Source organism: Paenibacillus sp. 2003 (genome assembly GCF_031455635.1).
In the GTDB taxonomy this organism is placed as follows: Bacteria; Bacillota; Bacilli; order Paenibacillales; family Paenibacillaceae; genus Paenibacillus; species Paenibacillus amylolyticus_B.
Map to the genome: position 1 here is coordinate 24,546 of NZ_JAVDTB010000011.1, position 21,199 is coordinate 45,744.

23 protein-coding genes, 4 tRNA genes and 1 riboswitch are annotated in these 21,199 nt (G+C 48.0%); of the genes, 14 read left to right on the top strand and 13 right to left on the bottom strand.

From position 1 onward, the window contains the following. Positions 1-27: 27 nt before the first annotated feature. Positions 28-687 carry a flavin reductase family protein gene (locus tag J2X75_RS27175; RefSeq protein ID WP_310342206.1) on the top strand — a complete coding sequence of 220 codons (660 nt, stop codon included), beginning with the start codon at positions 28-30 and terminating at the stop codon, positions 685-687. Positions 688-1,009: 322 nt separating this feature from the next. Next, positions 1,010-1,681, top strand: coding sequence for an MgtC/SapB family protein (locus tag J2X75_RS27180; RefSeq protein WP_091033649.1), 672 nt, complete (start codon positions 1,010-1,012; stop codon positions 1,679-1,681). A 64-nt stretch (positions 1,682-1,745) separates the two neighbouring features. Here the strand turns inward: J2X75_RS27180 and J2X75_RS27185 are convergent, their stop codons facing one another. Beyond that, positions 1,746-2,642, bottom strand: a complete 897-nt coding sequence (locus tag J2X75_RS27185; RefSeq protein ID WP_310342209.1) for a Cof-type HAD-IIB family hydrolase — start codon at positions 2,640-2,642, stop codon at positions 1,746-1,748. Between the two features lie 4 nt (positions 2,643-2,646). Beyond that, complete coding sequence (locus tag J2X75_RS27190) at positions 2,647-3,423, bottom strand: DeoR/GlpR family DNA-binding transcription regulator (RefSeq protein WP_307538939.1); 777 nt, start codon at positions 3,421-3,423, stop codon at positions 2,647-2,649. 306 nt (positions 3,424-3,729) lie between these two features. Between J2X75_RS27190 and J2X75_RS27195 the strand changes: the two genes are divergently transcribed. From J2X75_RS27195 to J2X75_RS27210, 4 genes are all read left to right on the top strand, one after another. Next, positions 3,730-3,801: transfer RNA gene (locus J2X75_RS27195), tRNA-Glu, on the top strand. A 106-nt stretch (positions 3,802-3,907) separates the two neighbouring features. Then, positions 3,908-3,983: transfer RNA gene (locus tag J2X75_RS27200), tRNA-Lys, on the top strand. An 18-nt stretch (positions 3,984-4,001) separates the two neighbouring features. Further along, a tRNA-Leu gene (locus tag J2X75_RS27205) sits at positions 4,002-4,084 on the top strand. 169 nt (positions 4,085-4,253) lie between these two features. Next, entirely contained in the window at positions 4,254-4,679 is a 426-nt protein-coding gene (locus J2X75_RS27210; protein ID WP_036610863.1) for a helix-turn-helix domain-containing protein, read from the top strand. 108 nt (positions 4,680-4,787) lie between these two features. On the opposite strand, the gene J2X75_RS27215 is transcribed toward J2X75_RS27210, so the two are convergent. The 6 genes from J2X75_RS27215 to J2X75_RS27240 are packed head-to-tail and all read right to left on the bottom strand — an operon-like array spanning position 4,788 to position 9,571. Further along, entirely contained in the window at positions 4,788-5,636 is an 849-nt protein-coding gene (locus J2X75_RS27215) for an urease accessory protein UreD (RefSeq protein ID WP_310342214.1), read from the bottom strand. 28 nt (positions 5,637-5,664) lie between these two features. Beyond that, on the bottom strand, positions 5,665-6,384 hold the full coding sequence (gene ureG, locus J2X75_RS27220) for an urease accessory protein UreG (RefSeq protein WP_017690021.1): 720 nt from the start codon (positions 6,382-6,384) through the stop codon (positions 5,665-5,667). Between the two features lie 33 nt (positions 6,385-6,417). Then, entirely contained in the window at positions 6,418-7,113 is a 696-nt protein-coding gene (locus tag J2X75_RS27225; RefSeq protein ID WP_310342217.1) for an urease accessory protein UreF, read from the bottom strand. Between the two features lie 33 nt (positions 7,114-7,146). After that, the gene (gene ureC, locus J2X75_RS27230) at positions 7,147-8,865 is read right to left on the bottom strand and encodes an urease subunit alpha (RefSeq protein WP_310342219.1); all 1,719 of its coding nucleotides are present in this window, start codon (positions 8,863-8,865) and stop codon (positions 7,147-7,149) included. Further along, positions 8,862-9,251: an urease subunit beta gene (locus J2X75_RS27235; RefSeq protein ID WP_307538931.1), complete on the bottom strand. Its 390-nt coding sequence runs from the start codon at positions 9,249-9,251 to the stop codon at positions 8,862-8,864. The genes ureC and J2X75_RS27235 overlap by 4 nt, the downstream gene beginning before the upstream one ends. 17 nt (positions 9,252-9,268) lie before the next feature. Then, complete coding sequence (locus J2X75_RS27240; protein ID WP_076209470.1) at positions 9,269-9,571, bottom strand: urease subunit gamma; 303 nt, start codon at positions 9,569-9,571, stop codon at positions 9,269-9,271. 262 nt (positions 9,572-9,833) lie between these two features. Between J2X75_RS27240 and urtA the strand changes: the two genes are divergently transcribed. The 5 genes from urtA (at position 9,834) to urtE (ending at position 14,731) form a co-directional block, all read left to right on the top strand. Then, on the top strand, positions 9,834-11,084 hold the full coding sequence (urtA, locus tag J2X75_RS27245; RefSeq protein ID WP_169480114.1) for an urea ABC transporter substrate-binding protein: 1,251 nt from the start codon (positions 9,834-9,836) through the stop codon (positions 11,082-11,084). 183 nt (positions 11,085-11,267) lie between these two features. After that, the gene (gene urtB, locus J2X75_RS27250) at positions 11,268-12,173 is read left to right on the top strand and encodes an urea ABC transporter permease subunit UrtB (protein WP_105597714.1); all 906 of its coding nucleotides are present in this window, start codon (positions 11,268-11,270) and stop codon (positions 12,171-12,173) included. A 21-nt stretch (positions 12,174-12,194) separates the two neighbouring features. Continuing rightward, positions 12,195-13,286, top strand: a complete 1,092-nt coding sequence (gene urtC / locus J2X75_RS27255; RefSeq protein ID WP_310342225.1) for an urea ABC transporter permease subunit UrtC — start codon at positions 12,195-12,197, stop codon at positions 13,284-13,286. Then, positions 13,249-14,058 carry an urea ABC transporter ATP-binding protein UrtD gene (urtD, locus tag J2X75_RS27260; RefSeq protein ID WP_310342228.1) on the top strand — a complete coding sequence of 270 codons (810 nt, stop codon included), beginning with the start codon at positions 13,249-13,251 and terminating at the stop codon, positions 14,056-14,058. Before urtC ends, urtD begins: the two co-directional genes overlap by 38 nt. Beyond that, complete coding sequence (urtE, locus tag J2X75_RS27265) at positions 14,036-14,731, top strand: urea ABC transporter ATP-binding subunit UrtE (RefSeq protein WP_076209466.1); 696 nt, start codon at positions 14,036-14,038, stop codon at positions 14,729-14,731. Before urtD ends, urtE begins: the two co-directional genes overlap by 23 nt. A 30-nt stretch (positions 14,732-14,761) precedes the next feature. Here urtE and J2X75_RS27270 read toward each other — a convergent pair whose 3' ends face one another. The 3 genes from J2X75_RS27270 to J2X75_RS27280 form a co-directional block, all read right to left on the bottom strand. Further along, entirely contained in the window at positions 14,762-15,397 is a 636-nt protein-coding gene (locus J2X75_RS27270) for a nitrogen regulation protein NR(II) (RefSeq protein WP_091015300.1), read from the bottom strand. Positions 15,398-15,424: 27 nt separating this feature from the next. Further along, positions 15,425-15,628: a hypothetical protein gene (locus J2X75_RS27275; protein ID WP_017690011.1), complete on the bottom strand. Its 204-nt coding sequence runs from the start codon at positions 15,626-15,628 to the stop codon at positions 15,425-15,427. Positions 15,629-15,894: 266 nt separating this feature from the next. Then, the gene (locus J2X75_RS27280; RefSeq protein WP_310342234.1) at positions 15,895-16,596 is read right to left on the bottom strand and encodes an urease accessory protein UreF; all 702 of its coding nucleotides are present in this window, start codon (positions 16,594-16,596) and stop codon (positions 15,895-15,897) included. 444 nt (positions 16,597-17,040) lie between these two features. Here J2X75_RS27280 and J2X75_RS27285 point away from each other — a divergent pair. Next, positions 17,041-17,123, top strand: a tRNA-Leu gene (locus J2X75_RS27285). Positions 17,124-17,271: 148 nt separating this feature from the next. On the opposite strand, the gene J2X75_RS27290 is transcribed toward J2X75_RS27285, so the two are convergent. After that, the gene (locus J2X75_RS27290) at positions 17,272-17,751 is read right to left on the bottom strand and encodes a glutathione peroxidase (protein WP_091015296.1); all 480 of its coding nucleotides are present in this window, start codon (positions 17,749-17,751) and stop codon (positions 17,272-17,274) included. Positions 17,752-18,122: 371 nt separating this feature from the next. Beyond that, a riboswitch (cyclic di-AMP (ydaO/yuaA leader) is annotated at positions 18,123-18,298 on the top strand. A 115-nt stretch (positions 18,299-18,413) separates the two neighbouring features. Between J2X75_RS27290 and J2X75_RS27295 the strand changes: the two genes are divergently transcribed. Both J2X75_RS27295 and J2X75_RS27300 read left to right on the top strand, forming a co-directional pair. Beyond that, entirely contained in the window at positions 18,414-18,812 is a 399-nt protein-coding gene (locus J2X75_RS27295) for an HAD family hydrolase (protein ID WP_235193755.1), read from the top strand. A gap of 178 nt (positions 18,813-18,990) precedes the next feature. Then, positions 18,991-19,674 (top strand): HAD family hydrolase, encoded by a 684-nt coding sequence (locus J2X75_RS27300; RefSeq protein WP_307538914.1) that lies wholly within the window; start codon positions 18,991-18,993, stop codon positions 19,672-19,674. Positions 19,675-19,816: 142 nt separating this feature from the next. Here J2X75_RS27300 and J2X75_RS27305 read toward each other — a convergent pair whose 3' ends face one another. Continuing rightward, positions 19,817-21,169, bottom strand: a complete 1,353-nt coding sequence (locus tag J2X75_RS27305) for an Nramp family divalent metal transporter (protein WP_310342239.1) — start codon at positions 21,167-21,169, stop codon at positions 19,817-19,819. Positions 21,170-21,199 lie beyond the last annotated feature (30 nt).

The following is a 21,199-nucleotide window of genomic DNA, read 5'->3' on the forward strand; positions in this document are numbered from 1 at the left end:
TTGGAATTGGAACAGGAGAGGTACAGGATGAAAAAGATAACGAAACAGGACTTTGCTGCAGAGCAGTTGTCCGCGAGTCCAGCAGTGATTCAACATGAAACGATTAATCCCAGTATTTTATATTATGGCACGCCTGTATTGCTGCTAAGCACATTAAATGAGGATGGGTCAACTAACCTGTCACCATTATCTTCGTCTTGGGCGCTGGGGGACTGTCTGGTTCTCGGTCTAGGAACACAGGGCAAAGCCTATGAAAATCTGAGTCGACACCCTGAGTGCGTGATTAATCTGCCAGATGCATCTATGTGGAAACAGGTTGAAGCATTGGGGCGTTATACTGGAGTTACACCGGTTCCTGAGGAGAAAAGGCAGATGGGATATGAATATTGTCATGATAAATTCACTGTAGCTGGACTGACATCTGAATGCTCGGTTCAGGTGGCTCCAGATAAAATAGTTGAATGTCCGCTCCAAATTGAAGCGGCTGTACAACACATACGTATTCCCGAACATACACCGTTCATGGCGATTGTCGAAGTGAAAGCGTTGAAGGTGCACGCGCACACAAGGCTAATATCTGGACCGAACAAGATTAATCCGGAGGAATGGCATCCGCTGATATATAATTTCAGACATTATTTCGGATTGGGCAAGAGACAAGGGGGAAATTTCCGGGCAGAGAATTGACCTGAGTGGAGGCTTTTTATTATATAAGATGAATTAATCATTTACACGATAACGGAGAGGACAGAAACAAACTGAAAAAGCGAAGCGCTCGCCTAAAAGTTTTCTGAAAGAAAGCTACTTCGGAAGCATACGCTATCCCCTGATTTTCCCCTTTAGGAAAGGGAATGGAAAAAATCTGGGGATAACAGCGATTGGAAGGTTGTTCTGTCATCGTAGTGCCAGTGTAAATAATCTTTTGTTCAACTTATATAGTCAGGGAAAGATTGGGTAATAGTAAAGATAGACTAATGTAAGCATATACATAATGAAAGAGGTGATGTGCATGGAAGTGGAATATTTGATGCGTGTACTCATAGCTGGAATATGTGGTGTGCTAATCGGATATGAGCGCAAGAATCGAATGAAAGAGGCAGGAATTCGTACTCATTTTGTGGTTGCTGTCGGTGCAGCCCTGATGATGATTGTGTCGAAGTATGGATTCCAGGATCAGGCTGGCTGGGCCAATCTGTCGCTTGATCCATCAAGGATTGCGGCACAGGTCGTTAGCGGTGTGGGGTTCATTGGAGCAGGGATGATCTTCACACAACGGCATACGGTCAGGGGATTGACCACAGCGGCTGGCATATGGGCTACGGCAGGCATGGGACTTGCTGTGGGTTCAGGTCTGTATTGGACGGGTGCAGGCGTGACACTGCTTATTGTAGTGGCACAGATGTTACTGCATAGACCCACACGCTGGCTGGTATCCGCCCGAACAGAGACTTTAACCATCCATCTGCAAAATGAGGGAGAGGCCCTGAAGACTGTTTTGGCACTGCTGGGACAGGAGAAGATCTCGGTCATCGGATTTAAGACTGAACAGCAAACAAGCACAGACTCCGTGGAAGAGACTGTGCTTGAGTTCACGTTGCAACTACCGGGTTCATACCGGGGCGAGCAACTGATTATTTTGTTACAGGACGTGCCTCACGTTCGATCTGCGGAGTTAAAATGAAGCGAACCTGCATGGCTCAACAGGCGACCATGCAGGTTCAGTGCTTAATTCAGTATGGGTTCAATTACTGACCTTCTCCGACAATCGTTTCTGGACGGGACACCGGTTTACCTTCAAGCAGGCACTCAATGGCATGGGCAACACCGTGCTCCACATTGGTCAGCGTTATGGCTTTGGCTAATGCCTGGATTTCGGGTTCGCCATTACCCATGGCGATGCCGAGTCCTGCCATTTTTAACATGGAGACATCGTTGAAGTTATCACCGATCGCTACTGTATCTTCCATGGAGATGTTCAGGTGAGCCGCAAGTTTGGTGAGGGCATTACCTTTGGATACGTCCGGGTGCTGCATTTCGAAGTTGTGCTCAAAGGATACAACCATAGCGACATCGGATCGGGAAGCGAAGTATTCTCGTCCTGTCTTTACTTTGGCCGGATTCATGGAGAAGGCCATAATATTATAAATGTAGGCTTCTGCCGGAATTTCGAGGTGGCTGTTTACGCGGTGGTAGTCTTTTTTGTCATAGTGTTTCTTGATGGAGCGAATCATGCGTGCAATGTCCTCACCAGGGTTCGAACCAAGAACACGTTCCATCTCGGCGAGCAAGGTCTCATGACTGCTACGCGGGGCATAGATGCCTTGTTGTGTTGAAGCCTCATAATAGACATCATGATCTTCCAGCCACTGCATGACGGAAGCTGCTGTGCCATGCTCGAGCGGAAGATGGAATAAACGTTCACCGTCTGCGTCATGAATTGTCGCTCCGTTGGAGCCGATAATTGGGGTTTTGATTCCGCCTTCGCGGCTGATGGTCACAACATCGGAATAGACGCGTCCTGTTGCAATGGTAACTTTCATACCGGATTGCTGGGCCTTTTGGATAGCTGCGGCATTCTCCGGGCTAATCTGGCTATCTATGTTCAACAAAGTTCCATCTAAATCTGTGGCAAATAATTTCATATATTTACAACTCCTTATCATCTGTAGGTTCAGGAATGAGAATCTCAACCTGTTGTTCGGCTAGAAAAACAAGCCATTCTTTGGTTGGCCATTGATCCGTAATCAATACATCCACCAATGACCAGTCGGCAAAACGATAACCATAACGTCTATCAAATTTGGATTGATCTGCAAGAACAACAACTTTCTTGGCAGCTTTCATCATTTGGTGTTTAATTTTCCCTTCCTCTTCGGAAGCACTGAAGCCATCCATGGTGATACCACCAATTCCGATAAAGGCTTTATCTACATAATAGTGGGAGAGGGTCTCTATAACAGAGGTACCGTAGACATAACGTTGTTCCTTATCTACTTTGCCTCCGAGCAAACGAATCTGGACAGCAGTGTGATTGGAGAGAAGATCAGCGGAATGAATCGAATTAGTAATGACGGTACAGGATTTGCCGTTTAAGTTCTCGGCACAGGCCTGCACAGTCGTGGAAGAGTCCAGAATAATGATCTCGCCTTGCCTTACAATGGCCGCAGCGAGTTTGCCGATGGCCCTCTTTTCCTCAGATACATCGAGTAAACGGTCTTTGTAGGATCTAAATTCTTGTGGAGGAGGGGGGAGAATCGCGCCGCCGCGTGTTCGGATAATGGCATCCTGTTCCTCAAGCTTAATCAGATCCCTGCGTGCAGTATCCCGTGATACATCAAACAAGGCGACAATATCATCGGCTGAGATGCGATTGTGTTTGCGTAGATGTTCAATAATGAGCTGCATTCGTTCTTCTTGAAACAAACATGTCACCTCCGAGTATATGGATGACCGTACTTATACTGATACTTTAATTATAAGTATTCTTAATGTGATTTGCAATATTATAAGTGAACGTAAGTTTTTATAAGTGTTTTAATGGATGATTTACATTGTTCCTGCATGGGGATGACATTGGCATGAACGGGAGGTGGCTAATAACGGGGCTCTGAAGAACAGTATGCAATGGACAAAAAGGCTTGAAAAATAAATTTTAAAAAAAGTATTGCAAGTTCATTTTCTCCTATGGTATACTCATTCTTGTCGCCAAGAAAGACAACTTGTTATTAAGGCCCGTTGGTCAAGGGGTTAAGACACCTCCCTTTCACGGAGGTAACAGGGGTTCGAATCCCCTACGGGTCATATCTTCACCACCTCATGAGATCTACATTTTCGATGAGTAATCCTCAAAGTCATTGCTCTTATAGACAAGAATGAAGCATGGCACATCCGGTGAAGTTTACAGCAAGAGCCATTAGCTCAGTTGGTAGAGCACCTGACTTTTAATCAGGGTGTCGAAGGTTCGAGCCCTTCATGGCTCACCATTTTTTACAATTGAATATGCGGTCGTGGTGGAATGGCAGACACGCTATCTTGAGGGGGTAGTGGGTGTATACCCGTGGAGGTTCGAGTCCTCTCGACCGCATCACAGCAACAATATAAGATAGACTTCTATGATCATTCATGGGAGTCTATCTTTGTGTAATACGATATACCTCATCCTGTTCCAGGCATATAAAGGCTGAGCATTCAGGAATAATGTGGTATAATTCAAGCAGATGAGTTGATTATTACGGTTGGAAGGCGGTTCTTGTATGCAGTCGATCTATGAGCGAATTGAACACCTGATTGCCGAACGAGGAATGACCAAGAAGGCTTTCTGCCAACAGCTGAAGATTAGCACAGGCAATCTGGGTGATTGGAAACGTGGCAAGTCTATTCCGAGTACGAATAAATTAATTGAGATTGCTTCGTTTTTTGATGTGAGCCTCGACTGGCTCATGATTGGACGTCCATCGAAGGAAGCGATGGTTCGGGAAAAACGGGAGGATTATTTTTTTGACGTTTTGCGGCAATTGAATTGCCAAGAAAGTGAATTATCGACTGTGGAACAGTCTTTTATCAGCGAATATATTGAGTTCACCCGTTACCGAAAATCCAAGGAAAGTAAGGATGCAGGCGACTATCGCTACAAACCTGAGAACAAATCAGAGAACGATTCTGAGGAAAACGAAGCGTAAACGATATGAGCATCCATAGACTAAATGTACAAAAACCTCTGGACTAATCCGAACATACTCGGAGAACGTTCAGAGGTTTTTTGTATGAACCATGCATACTTTACGCCCTTATTTACGAAAGACAAGGGTTTCTTTGCCCAGCAGGTGGGGACGGAGTGTATTCCAGATCTGAAGACATTGCTCCTGAAGCTCCCAAGCTGCCATGCCAAGGAGTCGAACGCCGATGCCTCCGGTTACCAGCAAACTTGCACCTGCGAGCATCCGTCCATCTGGTGGCAGCGCGGATCTGACTTGCTCCAACTCCATAGTACCGAGCCCCGGGGCGATCATCCATAACGCAGCGGTATGGGTATAGTGAAGGAGAGACGCCGAGTGTTTGGGATCATCTGTATCCGGTTCAAGTCCGAATCGATCCCAGACAGCCAGTTGCTCACCTTGCCATATCTCCGTCAAGCTGCGGTAACGCTCGAATTGGAACGCTTCTCCCCGATGAATCCGTCCGGCAGACCAGATATCTGCATAGACCAGGGTCGCCTGTTCTTCCAGCTCAAAGGTTACAGCGAGTGAAGAAGAACTTCCCTTGAAAGGGATGACGCATTCAGGAAAGTACTCCAGCGTGGCCCCCTTTCCCAACCGAAAGTGATGATTAACGGATGAGGGAATGGAAGGTGTAGGATGAAGTCTGGTAGCAGATGTGCTGCTCAACATGACATGGGTGCCTTCACCTAATTCCCACTCGGAATGATAATGATCCCCGTTAAGGACTCCGGGCGAGACGTCTGACGTGTACACACATAATTCGGTTCCACCTCCGGGAGGTCGAAAGGAACGGCTAAACCGGAGCGGTGCGCTGTAATAACGATCGGTCATGACAGTTCGGTCGCCTTGAAAGGCAAAGGTGGCCCGAAGCTCGCTGCGGCGTGTGAAAGGCGCACCTGAACTTTCATTCCGATTCACCTCTGTCCCCGAGGGGACAGAAGATGAATTAATGCGAGTGAGTGCCATGTTCATGGCTGTGTGAATGCAGATGTGCAGCGGAAGCATCGTCATCCATGTATTGATGTTCGAGCCAGTGGACAATCTCGGACACACCTTCACCGCTCATTAGATTAGACATGACATAAGGGCGGCCTTCGCGTACCCGCTCGGTATCATTTTTCATAACTTCCAGGCTTGCTCCAACATAAGGGGCGAGGTCGGTTTTGTTGATTAACAACAGATCTGAACGCGTGATGCCGGGACCGCCTTTGCGAGGAAGTTTCTCCCCTTGGGCAACGTCGATAATGTAGATGAACACATCGGCCAGTTCCGGACTGAATGCGGCAGAGAGATTGTCGCCGCCGCTCTCGATGAAGATTAGTTGCAGATCCGGGAAACGTTCAATCAACTCGTCAACTGCTTCGAAATTCATGGAGGCATCCTCACGAATAGCCGTGTGCGGGCATCCACCTGTCTCTACGCCAATAATACGCTCTGGTGCCAGGGCGTTCTGACGCAGCAAAATCTCGGCATCTTCCTTGGTATAAATGTCATTGGTGATGACAGCAAGGCTGTAACGTGTACGCAGTGCCTTGGACAGCTTCTCCACAAGGGCTGTTTTACCTGAACCTACCGGTCCACCAATTCCAATTCGCATCGGACGACTCCGATCAAATGCCTTACGTTCCCACTCCGGATGATGCGTATGATTAGCTCCTCCACACATAACAATTCCTCCTTGGTTATATAAAAGTTGATGTTAAGACATAAACAGCCGCGCGGGTAAGGTCTCATGCCGCATGGCGTAGATTTCCTGGGCGATTCCGAAGCTGTGCATATCTTCCGGGTCATTGTCCCGCATGAGAGCCCATTCCGCTTCGATATCATCAAGCAGTTTCTGAATCAACATCTGCGCTTCGGTTTGTCCGATGGGCAGCAGGCGAAGTGCGCTGTTCACATAAGCGTTCACCGAGGTATACAGATGCCCGGTAACGGCTTCATCCAATTCAATCTCCAATTGATAGTTGATATAACCGTGAATGGTCGTGATGCCGCAATACGCGCCGTATTCCCGGATGGCCTCATCAATCAGGGAAAAGTCCATCCATGGATAGAGTGAGCGGGCCAGCTTGAGCAGTCGCTTTCCCATTTTGTGGCTGCTTTCCCTGAGTTCCCGAGGGGAGCGCTGGGCGTGGACACGTTTATCGTACAGGGCAAGTAGAGCGGCATCTTGCTGTTTTATCGCCTGATAGACGCCTTTGATGGCAAGACCATCTAGTCGTACAAGACTGGAATGAAGCTGGCTGCGAATAAACTGTTCAAGCTGCGCGGTATTTTGCACGGTGCCATCATGCGTGTAAGCTTCCAGACCGAAGGAATGGGAGAAACCACCGATGGGCAGGGCTGAATCCAGCAGCTGAACATAACGGAGTAGCTTTGTGCCACTGTTCATCATGAGTGCCCCCTTATCAGCTAATCCGTATTCCTATCAAAACATAAAGTACCGCTGTGCCATAGGCAACTCGTCTGCGGGTTCACAGGTGAGAAGCTCGCCGTCGGCGCGTACCTCATAGGTCTCAGGATCGACTTCAATGACAGGGGTGACGTCGTTGTGAATCATGTCTTTTTTGCTGACCGAGCGGCAGCCTTTAACCGGTTCAACCCGCTTTTTCAGGCCCAATGACTCTTTGATCCCCGCATCTGCTGCGGCTTGGGAGACAAAGGTGATCGATCCGCTGGCAATGGCACTACCATAAGCTCCGAACATGGGTCTGCCAAATACGGGCTGAGGTGTCGGGATGGACGCATTGGGATCACCCATCTGGGCAAATGTAATCATGCCACCCTTGATGACAATCTCGGGTTTAACTCCGAAGTAAGCTGGTTTCCAGATGATTAGATCTGCCAGCTTTCCAACTTCCACCGAACCGACGAGATGACCGATTCCGTGTGCGATAGCTGGATTGATGGTGTACTTGGCGACATATCGCTTGATCCGATCGTTATCAGAGGGGGAATCCGGGTTGAGTTCAAGTTTGCCGCGCTGTTTTTTCATTTTGTCGGCTGTCTGCCAGGTGCGGATAATGACTTCACCCACTCGGCCCATGGCCTGTGAATCGGAACTGATGATGCTGAACACGCCAAGATCATGCAAAATGTCTTCGGCTGCGATTGTTTCGGGACGAATTCGCGAATCCGCAAAAGCGACATCTTCCGGGATGGAAGGGTCCAGGTGATGACACACCATCAACATATCGAGATGCTCTTCTACAGTGTTGCGTGTGTACGGTCGTGTTGGGTTGGTAGATGAGGGGATAACGTAGGACTCCCCAGCGGCCCGGATAATATCCGGTGCGTGTCCGCCACCAGCGCCTTCCGTATGGTACGTGTGGATCGTCCGGCCGTTGATTGCAGCCAGGGTGTTTTCGAGAAATCCGGTTTCGTTCAATGTATCGGTATGGATAGCCACTTGAACATCATGTTCCCCTGCGGCAGTCAGACAAGCGTCGATTGCGCTCGGGGTAGTGCCCCAATCCTCATGCAGCTTCAGGCCGATGACACCTGCTTCAATCTGTTCGATTAAAGGTGCGGTGCTGGAACTGTTGCCTTTGCCGAGGTAACCGATGTTCATGGGAAAAGCCTCTGCCGATTCTAACATCCGGTGGATGTGCCAGGCTCCTGGTGTGCAGGTGGTGGCTTTGGTTCCTGTTGCTGGTCCTGTTCCGCCACCAATCATGGTCGTGACCCCGGAGGATAATGCAGTCTGAATCTGCTGTGGGCAGATGAAATGAATATGGGTATCAATGCCGCCAGCGGTTACAATCATGCCTTCACCAGCGATGATTTCGGTGGAAGCACCGATAACCAGTGTGGGATGTACACCATCCATTGTATCCGGGTTACCGGATTTGCCAATGGCGCAGATGTGACCATCCCGAATGCCGATATCCGCTTTTACAATGCCCCAATGATCGATAATGATAGCGTTGGTGATAACGGTATCAGGAGTGCCGTCACTTCGCAGAGCAGTAGTAGACTGGCCCATCCCGTCGCGGATAACCTTGCCGCCCCCGAACTTGCTCTCATCTCCGTATACGGCATAATCATACTCAATCTCTGCCCATAGTTCGGTATCTGCAAGTCTTACGGCATCGCCGGTTGTCGGTCCAAACATGGACGCGTACTGTTCGCGGCTCATTCGTTTCATGAAGATTCACCCCCATCTTGTATGGGAGGGGAGAACGTCTTCAGGAATGCCTCCAGTTTCAGTGGATCAGGAGTTTGATCGGCAGAGCCTTCGGTTAATCCGTTGAACCCGTGAATCTGGCGTTTGCCGCCAAAGGTCGTGAGTTCAACAGGTTTCTCTTCACCAGGTTCGAAGCGGACTGCGGTGCCTGCCGGAATATGCAGGCGATGTCCAAAAGCTGCCGTGCGATCAAAGTCCAGTGCTGCATTAACTTCATAGAAGTGAACGTGAGAGCCGACCTGAACGGGGCGGTCGCCGCGGTTAAGGACAATGAGTCGTAGGGTTAAACGATCCGGATGACAGATGATGTCGTCATCTGGCTTCAAACGGTATTCACCAGGAATCATGGTTTCTCCTGCCTTTCTCAGCGTATAGGTTCATGTACGGTAACCAGTTTTGTACCGTCAGGAAATGTGGCTTCTACCTGTACTTCAGGAATCATATCGGGAACACCATCCATACAGTCTTCGCGTGTCAGGATGGTGCCTCCGTATCTCATTAATTCGGCAACACTCATTCCATCCCGTGCTCGTTCCATCAGTTCGGAGGTCAACAAGGCGATGGCTTCGGGAACATTCAACTTGAGTCCGCGTGCTCTTCGTTCACGGGCGAGGTTAGCAGCCACGGTAATCAGGAGTTTTTCCTTTTCCTGCTCAGTCCAGTGCAAGGCAATCCGACCTTTCGCTTATAATGTCTGATATGTTCATGGATCATGTTATATGTTAAATATACTCACACAGGGTGAATCCTTTGTCAATAAGCTTCAAAGCATATTAGCAGTATGCATGAAACGAGTAGGCATGAAATAAAATTATGTAAGCTATATTGACATGAAGAGTGTAACCCTCCATAATTTGGATCAACGAACATTTCGGACGCAAATGACCTTAATGTTCGTCAATAGACTAAAAAAAAGGGAGTGTAGGCTATTGAAGAAGAGGTCGGTCAAGTTATGGAGTATTTTGCTCGGTGCGGTCATTGTGATGACAGGATGTGTGGAGGGCGCTGCGCCGCCTGAAGCTTCGGGTTCAGGTGGTACAGGAGAGCCGGCTGCATCCGGTGATACGATTAAAGTTGGCATTCTTCACTCTCTCAGCGGAACGATGGCGATCAGTGAAGTATCTGTTAAAGATGCTGAGATGCTTGCCATTGAAGAGATTAACGCCGCGGGCGGAGTTTTGGGTAAACAGATCGAGCCTGTAGTTGAGGATGGCGCTTCGGATTGGCCTACTTTTGCGGAGAAGGCTGGAAAGTTACTGCAACAGGATAAGGTCGCTGCTGTATTTGGTGGATGGACCTCTGCAAGTCGGAAGGCTATGCTCCCGGTGTTTGAACAGAATAAAGGTCTATTGTTTTACCCGGTACAATATGAGGGATTGGAATCGTCGCCAAATATTTTTTATACAGGAGCAACAACCAATCAGCAGATCGTTCCATCCGTAACCTGGCTACTGGAGAACAGGGGCAAGACGTTTTATCTGCTCGGTTCAGATTATGTATTCCCAAAAACGGCCAATCAGGTCATTAAGGCACAACTCGCAGCAGAAGGCGGCGAAGTAGTGGGTGAAGAATACACACCGCTGGGCCATACCGATTACAGTACCATCATTAGCAAAATCAAAGCTGCGAAGCCGGATATTGTATACAATACGCTGAACGGAGATAGCAATGTGGCCTTCTTCAAACAATTGAAGGATGCCGGAATCTCCTCGGATCAGATGACGACCCTCTCGGTAAGTGTGGCGGAGGAAGAAATCCGTGGTATTGGCGCAGACGTATTGAAGGGACATCTGGCTTCGTGGAATTATTATCAGACAACCGATACACCTGAGAATGCAACATTTGTTGCCAAGTATAAAGAAAAATACGGTGCTGATCGAGTGACAGCTGATCCGATTGAAGCGGGATATGTGGCAGTTTATCTCTGGAAGGCGGCGGTGGAGAAAGCAGGATCAACCGACGTGGAGAAGGTGAAGGCAGCTGCCAAGGGTCTGGAGTTTGATGCCCCGGAAGGTAAGGTAACCGTGGATGGAGAGAATCAGCATATCTATAAAACCGTACGGATCGGTGAGGTGCAGGAAGATGGGCAGTTCAAGGAATTGTGGAATTCTGGTGAGCCTGTCAAGCCGGACCCTTATCTGAAAACGTATGAATGGGGAGCTTCCCTCAGCGCTAAATAACATAGAAACCTCGCAATAAAACAGGCAACTCGCTTCAAAGCAGCCGAAACATAAACGAGGGTGTGACAACACACCCTCTCACCGCATTGCGGTAAAGCGTTACTGTGATGTGGAAAAATGTTGCTGCCGCTAATTGAGGTCATGTGAAATATCGAGATTCACGGTATGGAGGAGGGGATAGCGATGGATATGTTTATCCTGCAGATATTCAACGGTCTGAGTATCAGTTCAATTCTGTTGTTAATTGCATTGGGGCTTGCAGTAACGTTTGGGCTGATGAATGTCATCAATATGGCTCACGGTGAACTGATCATGATCGGTGCATATGCAACGTATGTAACACAAAATTTGTTCATGTCCTATGCTCCAGCAGCGTGGTTTGGTGCCTATTTTGTTGTGGCTCTGCCGATTGCGTTCATTGTAGCGGCTCTGATTGGCTGGTTGCTTGAAGTAGTGTTGATCCGGCATCTGTATGGCAGGCCGCTGGACAGTCTGCTTGCGACATGGGGTGTAGGCATGATGCTGCAACAACTGGCCCGTACGATATTCGGAGCACCCAATGTGGGAGTATCCAGTCCGGCTTGGCTCAATGGGGGATTGGCGATCTCGGATGGCATTGTATTTCCGTACAAGCGAATTTTCATTATCGCATTAGTTGCGGTTGTGCTGCTGTGTATGTATCTCTATATCTATCGAACATCATCCGGAAGACGAATGAGGGCTGTAATGCAGAATCGGAGTATGGCAGGGTGCCTTGGAATTTCGACCCGGCGGGTGGATGGTATGACCTTTGCCATTGGTTCGGGCATCGCCGGAATTGCTGGTTGTGCATTAACGCTCATTGGTCCGATTGGCCCTTCACTTGGCACGTATTATATTGTGGATGCATTCATGGTCGTTGTTCTGGGTGGTGTAGGGAAATTGGTTGGAACTGTGTGTGGTGCACTGGGAATTGGGATGTTTAACACGCTGTTCGAAACCTATACCTCTGCCTCCATTGGCAAGGTGCTGGTATTTGTATGTATCGTTGCTTTTTTGCAATGGAAACCACGTGGCTTGGTCGCAATGCGTACACGGAGTCTCGATTAACGTGAAGAAGGGGGTTAGTTCATGTCCGCTTTACTCAAGACTGGCAGTCTGAAAATGAGGATTATCTGGGCGGTTGTACTGATCATGATGTGTCTTGCTCCACTGATCTCCACGGAGTTTCGTCTGAGTCTGTTAGCCAAGTTTTTGGCGCTGGCAATCCTGGCCATTGGTCTCGATCTGATCTGGGGATATGGGGGTGTGTTGAGTCTTGGGCATGGAGTGTTCTTCGGTCTGGGTGGGTACGCGATGGCGATGTATCTGAAGCTTCAGGCCAGTGGAGCAACGCTCCCTGACTTCATGGGATGGAGTGGCCTCAGTGGTCTGCCGTGGTTCTGGGAACCGTTTCGCTCTTTCCCGGTGGCGCTGTTATTGGGGATAGCCCTTCCGGCATTACTTGCCTTTGCGCTGGGATGGTTTACGTTCCGTAACCGGATCACCGGTGTTTATTTTACCATCCTGACTCAAGCCTTGGTTCTTATTACAGTAACGCTCTTTGTTGGCAAACAGGAATGGACGGGTGGAACAAATGGCATTACCGGATATAATTCGATCTTTGGTTTTACACTTCATTCCGCTGAAACAACCATTGTTCTCTATTATATAACGCTTGCCGTTCTGGTGATCGCATATGTGCTCTGTCGTCGAATGGTGAACAGTCGTTTCGGCCAAGTGCTCGAAGCTGCGCGGGATGGAGAGAATCGGGTGCGATTCCTCGGATATGATCCGGCAGGATATAAAACGCTGGCTTTTGCTTTTTCCGGTGCGCTTGCAGGCATCGCGGGCATGTTGTTTGTTCTTCAGGTGGGTATTATCTCGCCATCGATGATGGGGATTGTGCCCTCCATTGAGATGGTCCTGTGGGTTGCGCTGGGTGGTCGCGGTACGCTTATTGGAGCGGTCATCGGAGCGGTGGTGCTGAATGCAGCCAAAACAGGCATAAGTGAGGCTTATCCCGAAGGGTGGCTGTTTGTCATTGGTGGGCTCTTTGTAACGGTAGTTTTGTTCATGCCAAACGGAATTGTAGGTGTGTATCGTCATGTCGTTCGCTTGCTGAAGCGGAGAGGAGAGAGTGCGCATGTCCAAGTCACTCGGGAAAAACCTGAAGTCTACTGAGGAATCAGCGGTGTTGGTAGCCGAGGATGTTACGGTCGCCTTTGGTGGGTTCGTTGCGGTCAAAGGAATGAATCTGAAGCTGCATGAACATGACCTGCATTTTCTGATCGGACCCAATGGTGCTGGGAAAACAACGATGCTGGATGTGATATGCGGCAAAACAAAACCCATGTCCGGCTCGGTGAAGATGGCGGATGGCACGGAATTAACACGACTGAAGGAGCACCAGATTGTTCGCAAAGGTGTGGGACGCAAATTCCAGGCGCCATCGATCTTTGCAGGTCTGACGGTGCAGGAGAATCTGACGCTGGCGGCGGAGACTCGCCGTTCCCCTTTGCAAGCCATCGGTATTCGTCGATATGGGAAAATGAGTGCTGCCATGGAGCATGTTACCCTCCAGATTGGTCTGCAAGACCGCGTTGATGCTCGTGCAGGAGCGTTATCACATGGGGAGAAGCAGTGGCTGGAGATCGGCATGCTGCTTCTCCAGGAGCCACGTGTGTTGTTGCTGGACGAACCAGCCGCAGGCATGACGGATGAAGAAACGCACAAGACCGGGCGACTTCTGCAAGAGATTGCGCGTGAACGCTCGGTTGTGGTGGTGGAGCATGATATGGAGTTTGTGCGAGAGTTCGCAGCCAAGGTAACGGTGATGCATGAAGGGAAACTGCTGAAGGAAGGTACGATGGCGGAGGTACAGGCAGATCCGAAAGTGGCCGAAGTGTATCTGGGCAAAAGGAGGGATGACCATGCTGTCGCTGCAACGAATTGAATCCGGCTACGGGGAAAGCAATGTGCTTCGTGGTGTGAACCTGGATGTACAGCCTGGACAGGTGGTGTGTCTGATGGGCCGTAACGGTGTAGGGAAAACAACGTTGATGAAAACATTAATGGGGTTGCTCAAAACACGCAAGGGCAGTATTCAGTGGCAAAATCAGGAGTTATCCACTTTGGACACAGCCAAGCGGGCAAGGGCAGGGATCGGTTATGTACCGCAGGGGCGGGAAATTTTCCCGCAGCTTACGGTGAAAGAAAACTTATTGCTCGGTCTGGAGACAAGTGCGCCGGGAGTAAAAACGTTCCCGGAGGATGTACTGGCGATGTTTCCAGTGCTTGCGACGATGTATGGACGGCAGGGCGGGGATCTGAGTGGTGGACAGCAGCAACAGTTGGCATTCGCCCGGGCGTTGGCTTCGCGTCCGGGGTTGTTGCTACTTGATGAGCCGACAGAAGGCATCCAGCCTTCTATCGTGGAGGACATTCGGCAGGTTATTTTGCAGCTCAAGGCAAAGGGGAACCTCTCGGTTTTGCTGGTAGAGCAGAGTATCGATTTTGTACGAAGTGCCGCAGATTACATCTATATCATGGACAAAGGAACCATAACCCTGCACGGGACACCGCAAGAACTGGATATGTCGCAGTTTGAACATCATCTCTCCGTATAGTTGTAGTTAGTCGGCGAGTGGAGAAAGGTTTCAGGAACGCTTGTCCAGGATATTCGAGTATTTGGGATATAACCGCCGGATGCATTCCGGACAGATGTCATGGGTGAATTCGGCGTGGGTATGCTTCTCCAGATAACTCTCAACGGAGTTCCAGTGTTCCTCTTCGTCCTTGATTTGTTTGCAGACGGCGCAAATAGGCAGCAGTCCGCGCAATGTGCGCACTTCAGACAATGCCTTCTTCAATTGGTGTTCTGTCTTTCTCTGTTCGGTAATATCCATGTGTGCAATCAAAGCGAGATTGGTATCCAGAATTGAATTTGCATAAGATAGAGGGGTGAGTTCTACACGAAACCACCTCTTTTCGTTGTATACAGTATACACGCAGATGTCATATGTATGATTTCGATTAAAGGGTATTCCGCGTTCTTTCAAATTCTGTGCGACAAGTGCCATGTTAGCGTTCTTGCCTCGTTTTGCCCAGGCTTCCGTCAGATGCAGGTAATGTCTATAACTACTGTGTATATCCGGGTTAGGTGAGCATTGACCAAGTCCCTGTTGCCAGGCACGGTTACAACTTTGGATAATCCAATTGTGATCAACGATGATGAGTTGGTGACGTATGGACTGGAACGACAGCCTCTCCAGATCGGATGTAACATGTCTCATGGATGAGACCCTCCTTTGGCAGAAATCTTATCTCAGTTCATCTGGAATATCCAAAATATCAGCGACCAGGTGCCTGAATCGGGTTGCTTTGCGTGTGCCGTGAATAAGATTGGATAAACGATAGGGTGGGATGCCATGCTGTTCACAAAAGGTCTTCTGGTCCACTTGAAGTTCGGTTAGCCGTCGTTTGATGGCCCATCCGAACGGAGTAACTGGTTTTTTCTTGTTCAAAAGGGTTCACCCCTGGTTAGAATGTAGTATTCAGCCGCCCTTTCATCATGTAGAATATATAGAAATGCGAGCTGTATGTTTCATTATATACGTAAATTCGTCATCTAACAATTAAAAAAGACGGAAAAAAGTGTATTTTGTGATGATAAATGGCGTAAATACGTAAATAAAACAAATAAAATGACAAAAAACACGTCGGCAAGGAGGTTGCCGCGTGTTTTTTAGTTTGTCTGAATGAAGGGGAGCAGGTATGAGGAGGAAGAGGATTAGGCCCTGTAGGCATGAAGTCCAGCTCCAAGCATATGGAAACTGGGGAAAAACGATTTCATGGACATCGAGGTTGGCTGTGCCAGTCCATCCGCAGCCGAGGCGCTGACGGTCTTCCATTCATTCTCCAGATCTGTGGCCAGGCGGACCATCAGATCCTTGGTTGTATCGTTGTTCAGGGGAATGACTTTGGAGGCTTCGGTTATGCAGGCATTCATGGCTGAATGCAGGTAACCAAGGACCGCCTCCTCGACCGGGATGTCGAGGTGGTGGTTAATCCAGGCGTGAACAGTGGAGAGGCAGCCAACCGAATCGTATTTGGCACAGATCTGTTCGAGCTGGCTGAATTCAATCCAGGGGTGCAGAGCACGTGCAAGTCTGATCAATCGTTTACCCATGGCGGCAGCTTGTTCTCTGAGATCTCCAGGGGTTCGCTGAACATGGACGAGCTTGTCGATTAGAGCTATCCGCCATGTATCTTTGTGATCTGCTGCGGTATAGATGCCTTTGATGGCCATACCTTCAAGACGAACGATGCTGGGATGCAACTGACAACGCATGAATGATTCGAGATCTTCAGCATTACGAATGGTACCCTCCCTGATATGGATATCCATGCCGAAGGAATGGGTGAACCCTCCAACCTGAATAGAGGAATCAAGCAGGTTGACATAATCGAGCAGCTTATTCCCACGGTTCACAATCATTCGCCTCCTGTGTTCGTTAAATGTCACTTATAGTGACATTTATAATCCTTTTTGTTTGCTTTATGTTTATAAATCCGAATTATATGATAGTTATCTTCCCATAAATGTCCACTTTTTGTCAATGGTATCCGTGAAATTTAATGGATTAAATCTGTAATTTAATATTTGTGTTATTTTATATAACTTAATGTGTCATTTGTGTGGTGGAGTGCAGGGAGAACTATATAGAAGGAAGGACTATATATAAATGAATCAACAAGATCGGCTCTTACCGAAAAAGAGGAGATCAAATCTAATAATATGCAGTTCATGGGTAAAGATGACGAGATTATGCGATTTTTGATGAAAATGCCTAGCTGAAAAAGTAGTATTAAAAAATACTTTACTTTTAGTTCTGAACCCGGTATAATCAATTCTGTTGCCGATTATTTACGACATGCGGTCGTGGTGGAATGGCAGACACGCTATCTTGAGGGGGTAGTGGGCGTATGCCCGTGGAGGTTCGAGTCCTCTCGACCGCATCATATGAACGATGAAAAAGAAGCTTTCCGTTATTGGAGAGCTTCTTTTTTTGTCTTTTTCGAACAGTATGACATCTGGGTTGAGAAAAAAAGCCATCCATTACCGGGGCAATGGTGCTCTACCTTACGGCTACGGGTGGCCTGTGTATTATTTTTGAAGTAAGTTCTTGATATCTTCTTCAATCTTGTCCGGTGTTGTTTTGGGAGCATAACGTTTCAGTACCTGTCCGTTCTGATCCACAAGGAATTTGGTGAAGTTCCATTTGATTGCTTTGGAGCCGAGCAGGCCAGGAGCTTCTGTGCTAAGGTGTTGGAAAAGAGGGTGAGCGCTTGAGCCGTTCACATCAATTTTCTCAAACATTGGGAAGCTTACGCCATAATTCATCTGACAGAACTCGGCAATATCGTCGGAAGATCCTTTTTCCTGTGCAAACTGGTTGCTTGGGAAACCAAGAACTTCAAATGGAGCATCTTGAAATTTGTCTTGCAGTTCTTGCAGACCTTTGAATTGAGGAGTGAGGCCGCATGAGCTTGCCGTATTCACAATCAGGAGCACTTTGTCACGGTAGTCGGACATTTCAACTTCTTGACCGCGAAGGGTATTCACTTTGTAATCGTAGACTGTCATCTAAATCGCCTCCATTTATTTACTCTTATATCTTCTATTATATTGGCTACAATTAAATATTGCAAAACTAATGTGGTGTTAAAAGCATCAAAACAGGCAAGTTGTGCAGAATACGTGAATGAATTGCGAAGTGATTTTCGTCAGAGTGAGAATTAGATAGCCTTGAAGAGATGGATAGAGTATAACCTTATTGTAAGCGTTATTATAAACGAGTATTGGCAAAAATCTGCCGATTTGGTGATCTGTAAGGACTTTACACCGTCATGGCGGGGGTGTATGATTCATAACGTAATTTCAATTTAAACTAAATTGTACTTGAAAAACGAAACAAACGATAATATCGCTCGATCTTACCTTAAGATATACGAACGATGTTTTAATCGCTGAGTTTCCATTCATTGATGAATGGGAAACGGGGGAACCAACGGAATGCGCTGTCCAGGACAGTGGGCATTCATGGGGTGAATTTTCCGGTGACAGCCGGAAATAGGGCGACTCTCGCGCCCGAATCCGTCAGCTAACCTCGTAAGCGTTAAAGGGAGAGGCAACAAGCCGTACGCTGGTTCATGGTGTTTTCGCCATGGGTTATTTAAGAAGCGTTCGGGAGGCCTTGGTCCCCCACGCTTCTTTTTTGTTGTCTTTTCACGCCAAGGGAGGAACGAATGATGGATACTGAGATGATTTTAGTGACTGCTCCAAATGAAGCAGGACGCAAATTTATTAAATTGCTGATGTACAAAAAAATGCCGTTTGCCGTTCTAACCAACAGTGCAGGGGAAGAGCGCAGACTCCGTAGAATCGGAGTAGAACATGTCATTCGCATGAATACAGCTGCAGCTCAAAAATGGTTTTTGCCGCAGGGCAGCGTAGGTAACGTGTTTATTTTCGAGAACAGCCTGAATCTGACCTGTCGTTATTTACAGATCTGCCGTTCATGGACTTCGAAATCCCTGTGCGTCATTACGGAGCAGAGTCATCCTAAGGGCATCTATCGGGGCATGGGCGCAGACCGGATTGTATATTCGCTCAATGGGGAAGTTGGCTTTCTCCTCAATGGTTAATGCCATAGCTTGTGATTGCTCAGGTGTAAGGTGCCTGTTATAATTGAATGTATCGATAAACGGAAGTTTGAGGAGACTCATGCATGATGGTGAGTCTTCTTTTTTATGGGTTTAAAGGTGAACGCGAACTTTTAGATTAGGATCAGGAATCACCTGTGGCTTACAAGGAGGAATTGGCGTGCCGGATGTAGGTGGATTGAAATGGTTGTTTTTTGATGTTGGAGATACGCTGGTGGATGAATGGGAGCCGGTTGATGATATTATCGGACAGTTCGTCCGCGAAGCCTGTGCATTGGGGTATCCGGTGAAGATTGAGGCGGTACGCGAACTGTTCGCGAACTGTTACCAGAAATATGAGCAATGGCCTATGAGAGTGGCGATTCGCACATTTGTTGAAGACGAGGGACACCAGAAACAGATTCAGGACAAGTTGAAGTTTCAAAAAGATCTTGAACGTCCTTTTCCTTCAGCGGATTCCGTTCTTCAGCAGTTGTCACGGCATTATCGCATTGGTATTATTGCCAATCAGAGTCCTGGAACGGAAGAGAGACTGGAGAGCTACGGGTTGCGGAAGTATGTTGATGTTCTGGCATGTTCGGCTGAAGAAGGAGTGTCCAAGCCAGACCCTGAGTTATACGCTGTGGCCTTGAAGCAGGCCGGTTGTAAACCGGAGGAAGCCGTCATGATCGGCGATCGGATCGATAACGACATTATACCTGCTCGGAAGCTGGGCATGCGTACGATTCGAATTATGCAGGGTTACGGAAGATTCCAGCCAGAACTATCGGATGACAAACGTGCGGATTGGACTGTGGATTCATTGGATCAACTCCTGCCATTACTGATACCAAATCAGGATTAGATTTAGATGGTTGTTTATTGGAGTTTGAGTTTTACTATAAAAGGAAACATGTTGCTGTATTGCAACAATAAAGGCTGATCAACTTGGGTATTGCATACCAGAGTTGATCAGCCTTTTTAGTATTTAGTCGATTAGAACGAGATTAGAATAACCGGATCGTTTGAATGATCAGATATACATTCAGCACAACGATAACAGCTGCAATGAACCATGAGATGATTTTGAGCCACATTTTGTTGGCGAATGCACCCATGCTTTTTTTATCACTTGTGAACATCACCAGGGGAATTACAGCAAAGGGCAATTGAAGAGACAGCACGACCTGGCTCAAAATGAGCAGTTCTTCTGTGCCATGTTCTCCTGCAATGGCTGTCACAATTACCGCCGGGATGATGGCGATCAGACGTGTGACTAGTCTGCGCAGCCAAGCCGGAATTCGAATGTTCAGGAAACCTTCCATAACGATCTGCCCAGCGAGTGTACCTGTAAGGGTAGAGTTCTGACCTGATGCTAACAGCGCCACACCGAACAGGATACTTGCAACCGTTGTACCCAAAAGAGGTGTCAGCAGATGGTAGGCATCTGCGATCTCGGCAACCTGCGTCATGCCAGCACTGTGAAATACAGCAGCAGATACAATCAGGATGGCCGCATTGATGAACAGGGCCAGTGTCAACGCGATCGTAGAGTCCATGGTCGAGTACCGAATGGCTTCTTTTTTGCCCTGTGGTGTCTGTTCGATCTGACGGGTCTGCACAATGGAAGAATGCAGATACAGATTATGCGGCATCACGGTTGCTCCAATAATACCAATGGCGATGTAGAGCATAGCCGGGTTTTGCAGAATCTCAACATTTGGTACAAAACCATGGAGCACACCGCCCATATCCGGTTTTGCCAGAAACAGGTCAATACCGAAGCAGAGGGCGATGGTTGCCATCAGCACAATGACGAGAGTCTCCAAGGCACGGAAGCCTTTGTTTTGCAGTACAAGAATCAGGAGTACATCAACTGCGGTGATGATAACGCCGTATAACATGGGAATGTTAAATAACAGCTTTAACGCGATGGCAGAACCAATGACTTCAGCCAGATCGGTGGCTGCAATGGCAAGCTCACACAGTATCCATAACATCATGACAACAGGCATGCTGAATCGTTCACGACAGGCTTGAGCCAGATCCCGTCCAGTGACGATGCCGAGCTTGCCAGCCAGCGACTGAAGGACAACGGCCATCAGGTTTGATAACAGGATAACGGATAACAAGGTATACCCGAACTGTGAGCCGCCTGCGATATCTGTTGCCCAGTTCCCGGGGTCCATGTAACCTACGGCAACAAGGTATCCTGGGCCTACAAAGGCGAGGAATTTCTTCCACCATGCGGCATTCTGCGGAACTTTCATGGAACTGTGTGCTTCTCCAAGGGAAGGGGCGATGCCCGCAGTAGACAATGATTCTCTTGAAGTAGCGTTGAACGGATTTTTTTTACTCATACGATAATCACCTGACTTTGAATTATTGAT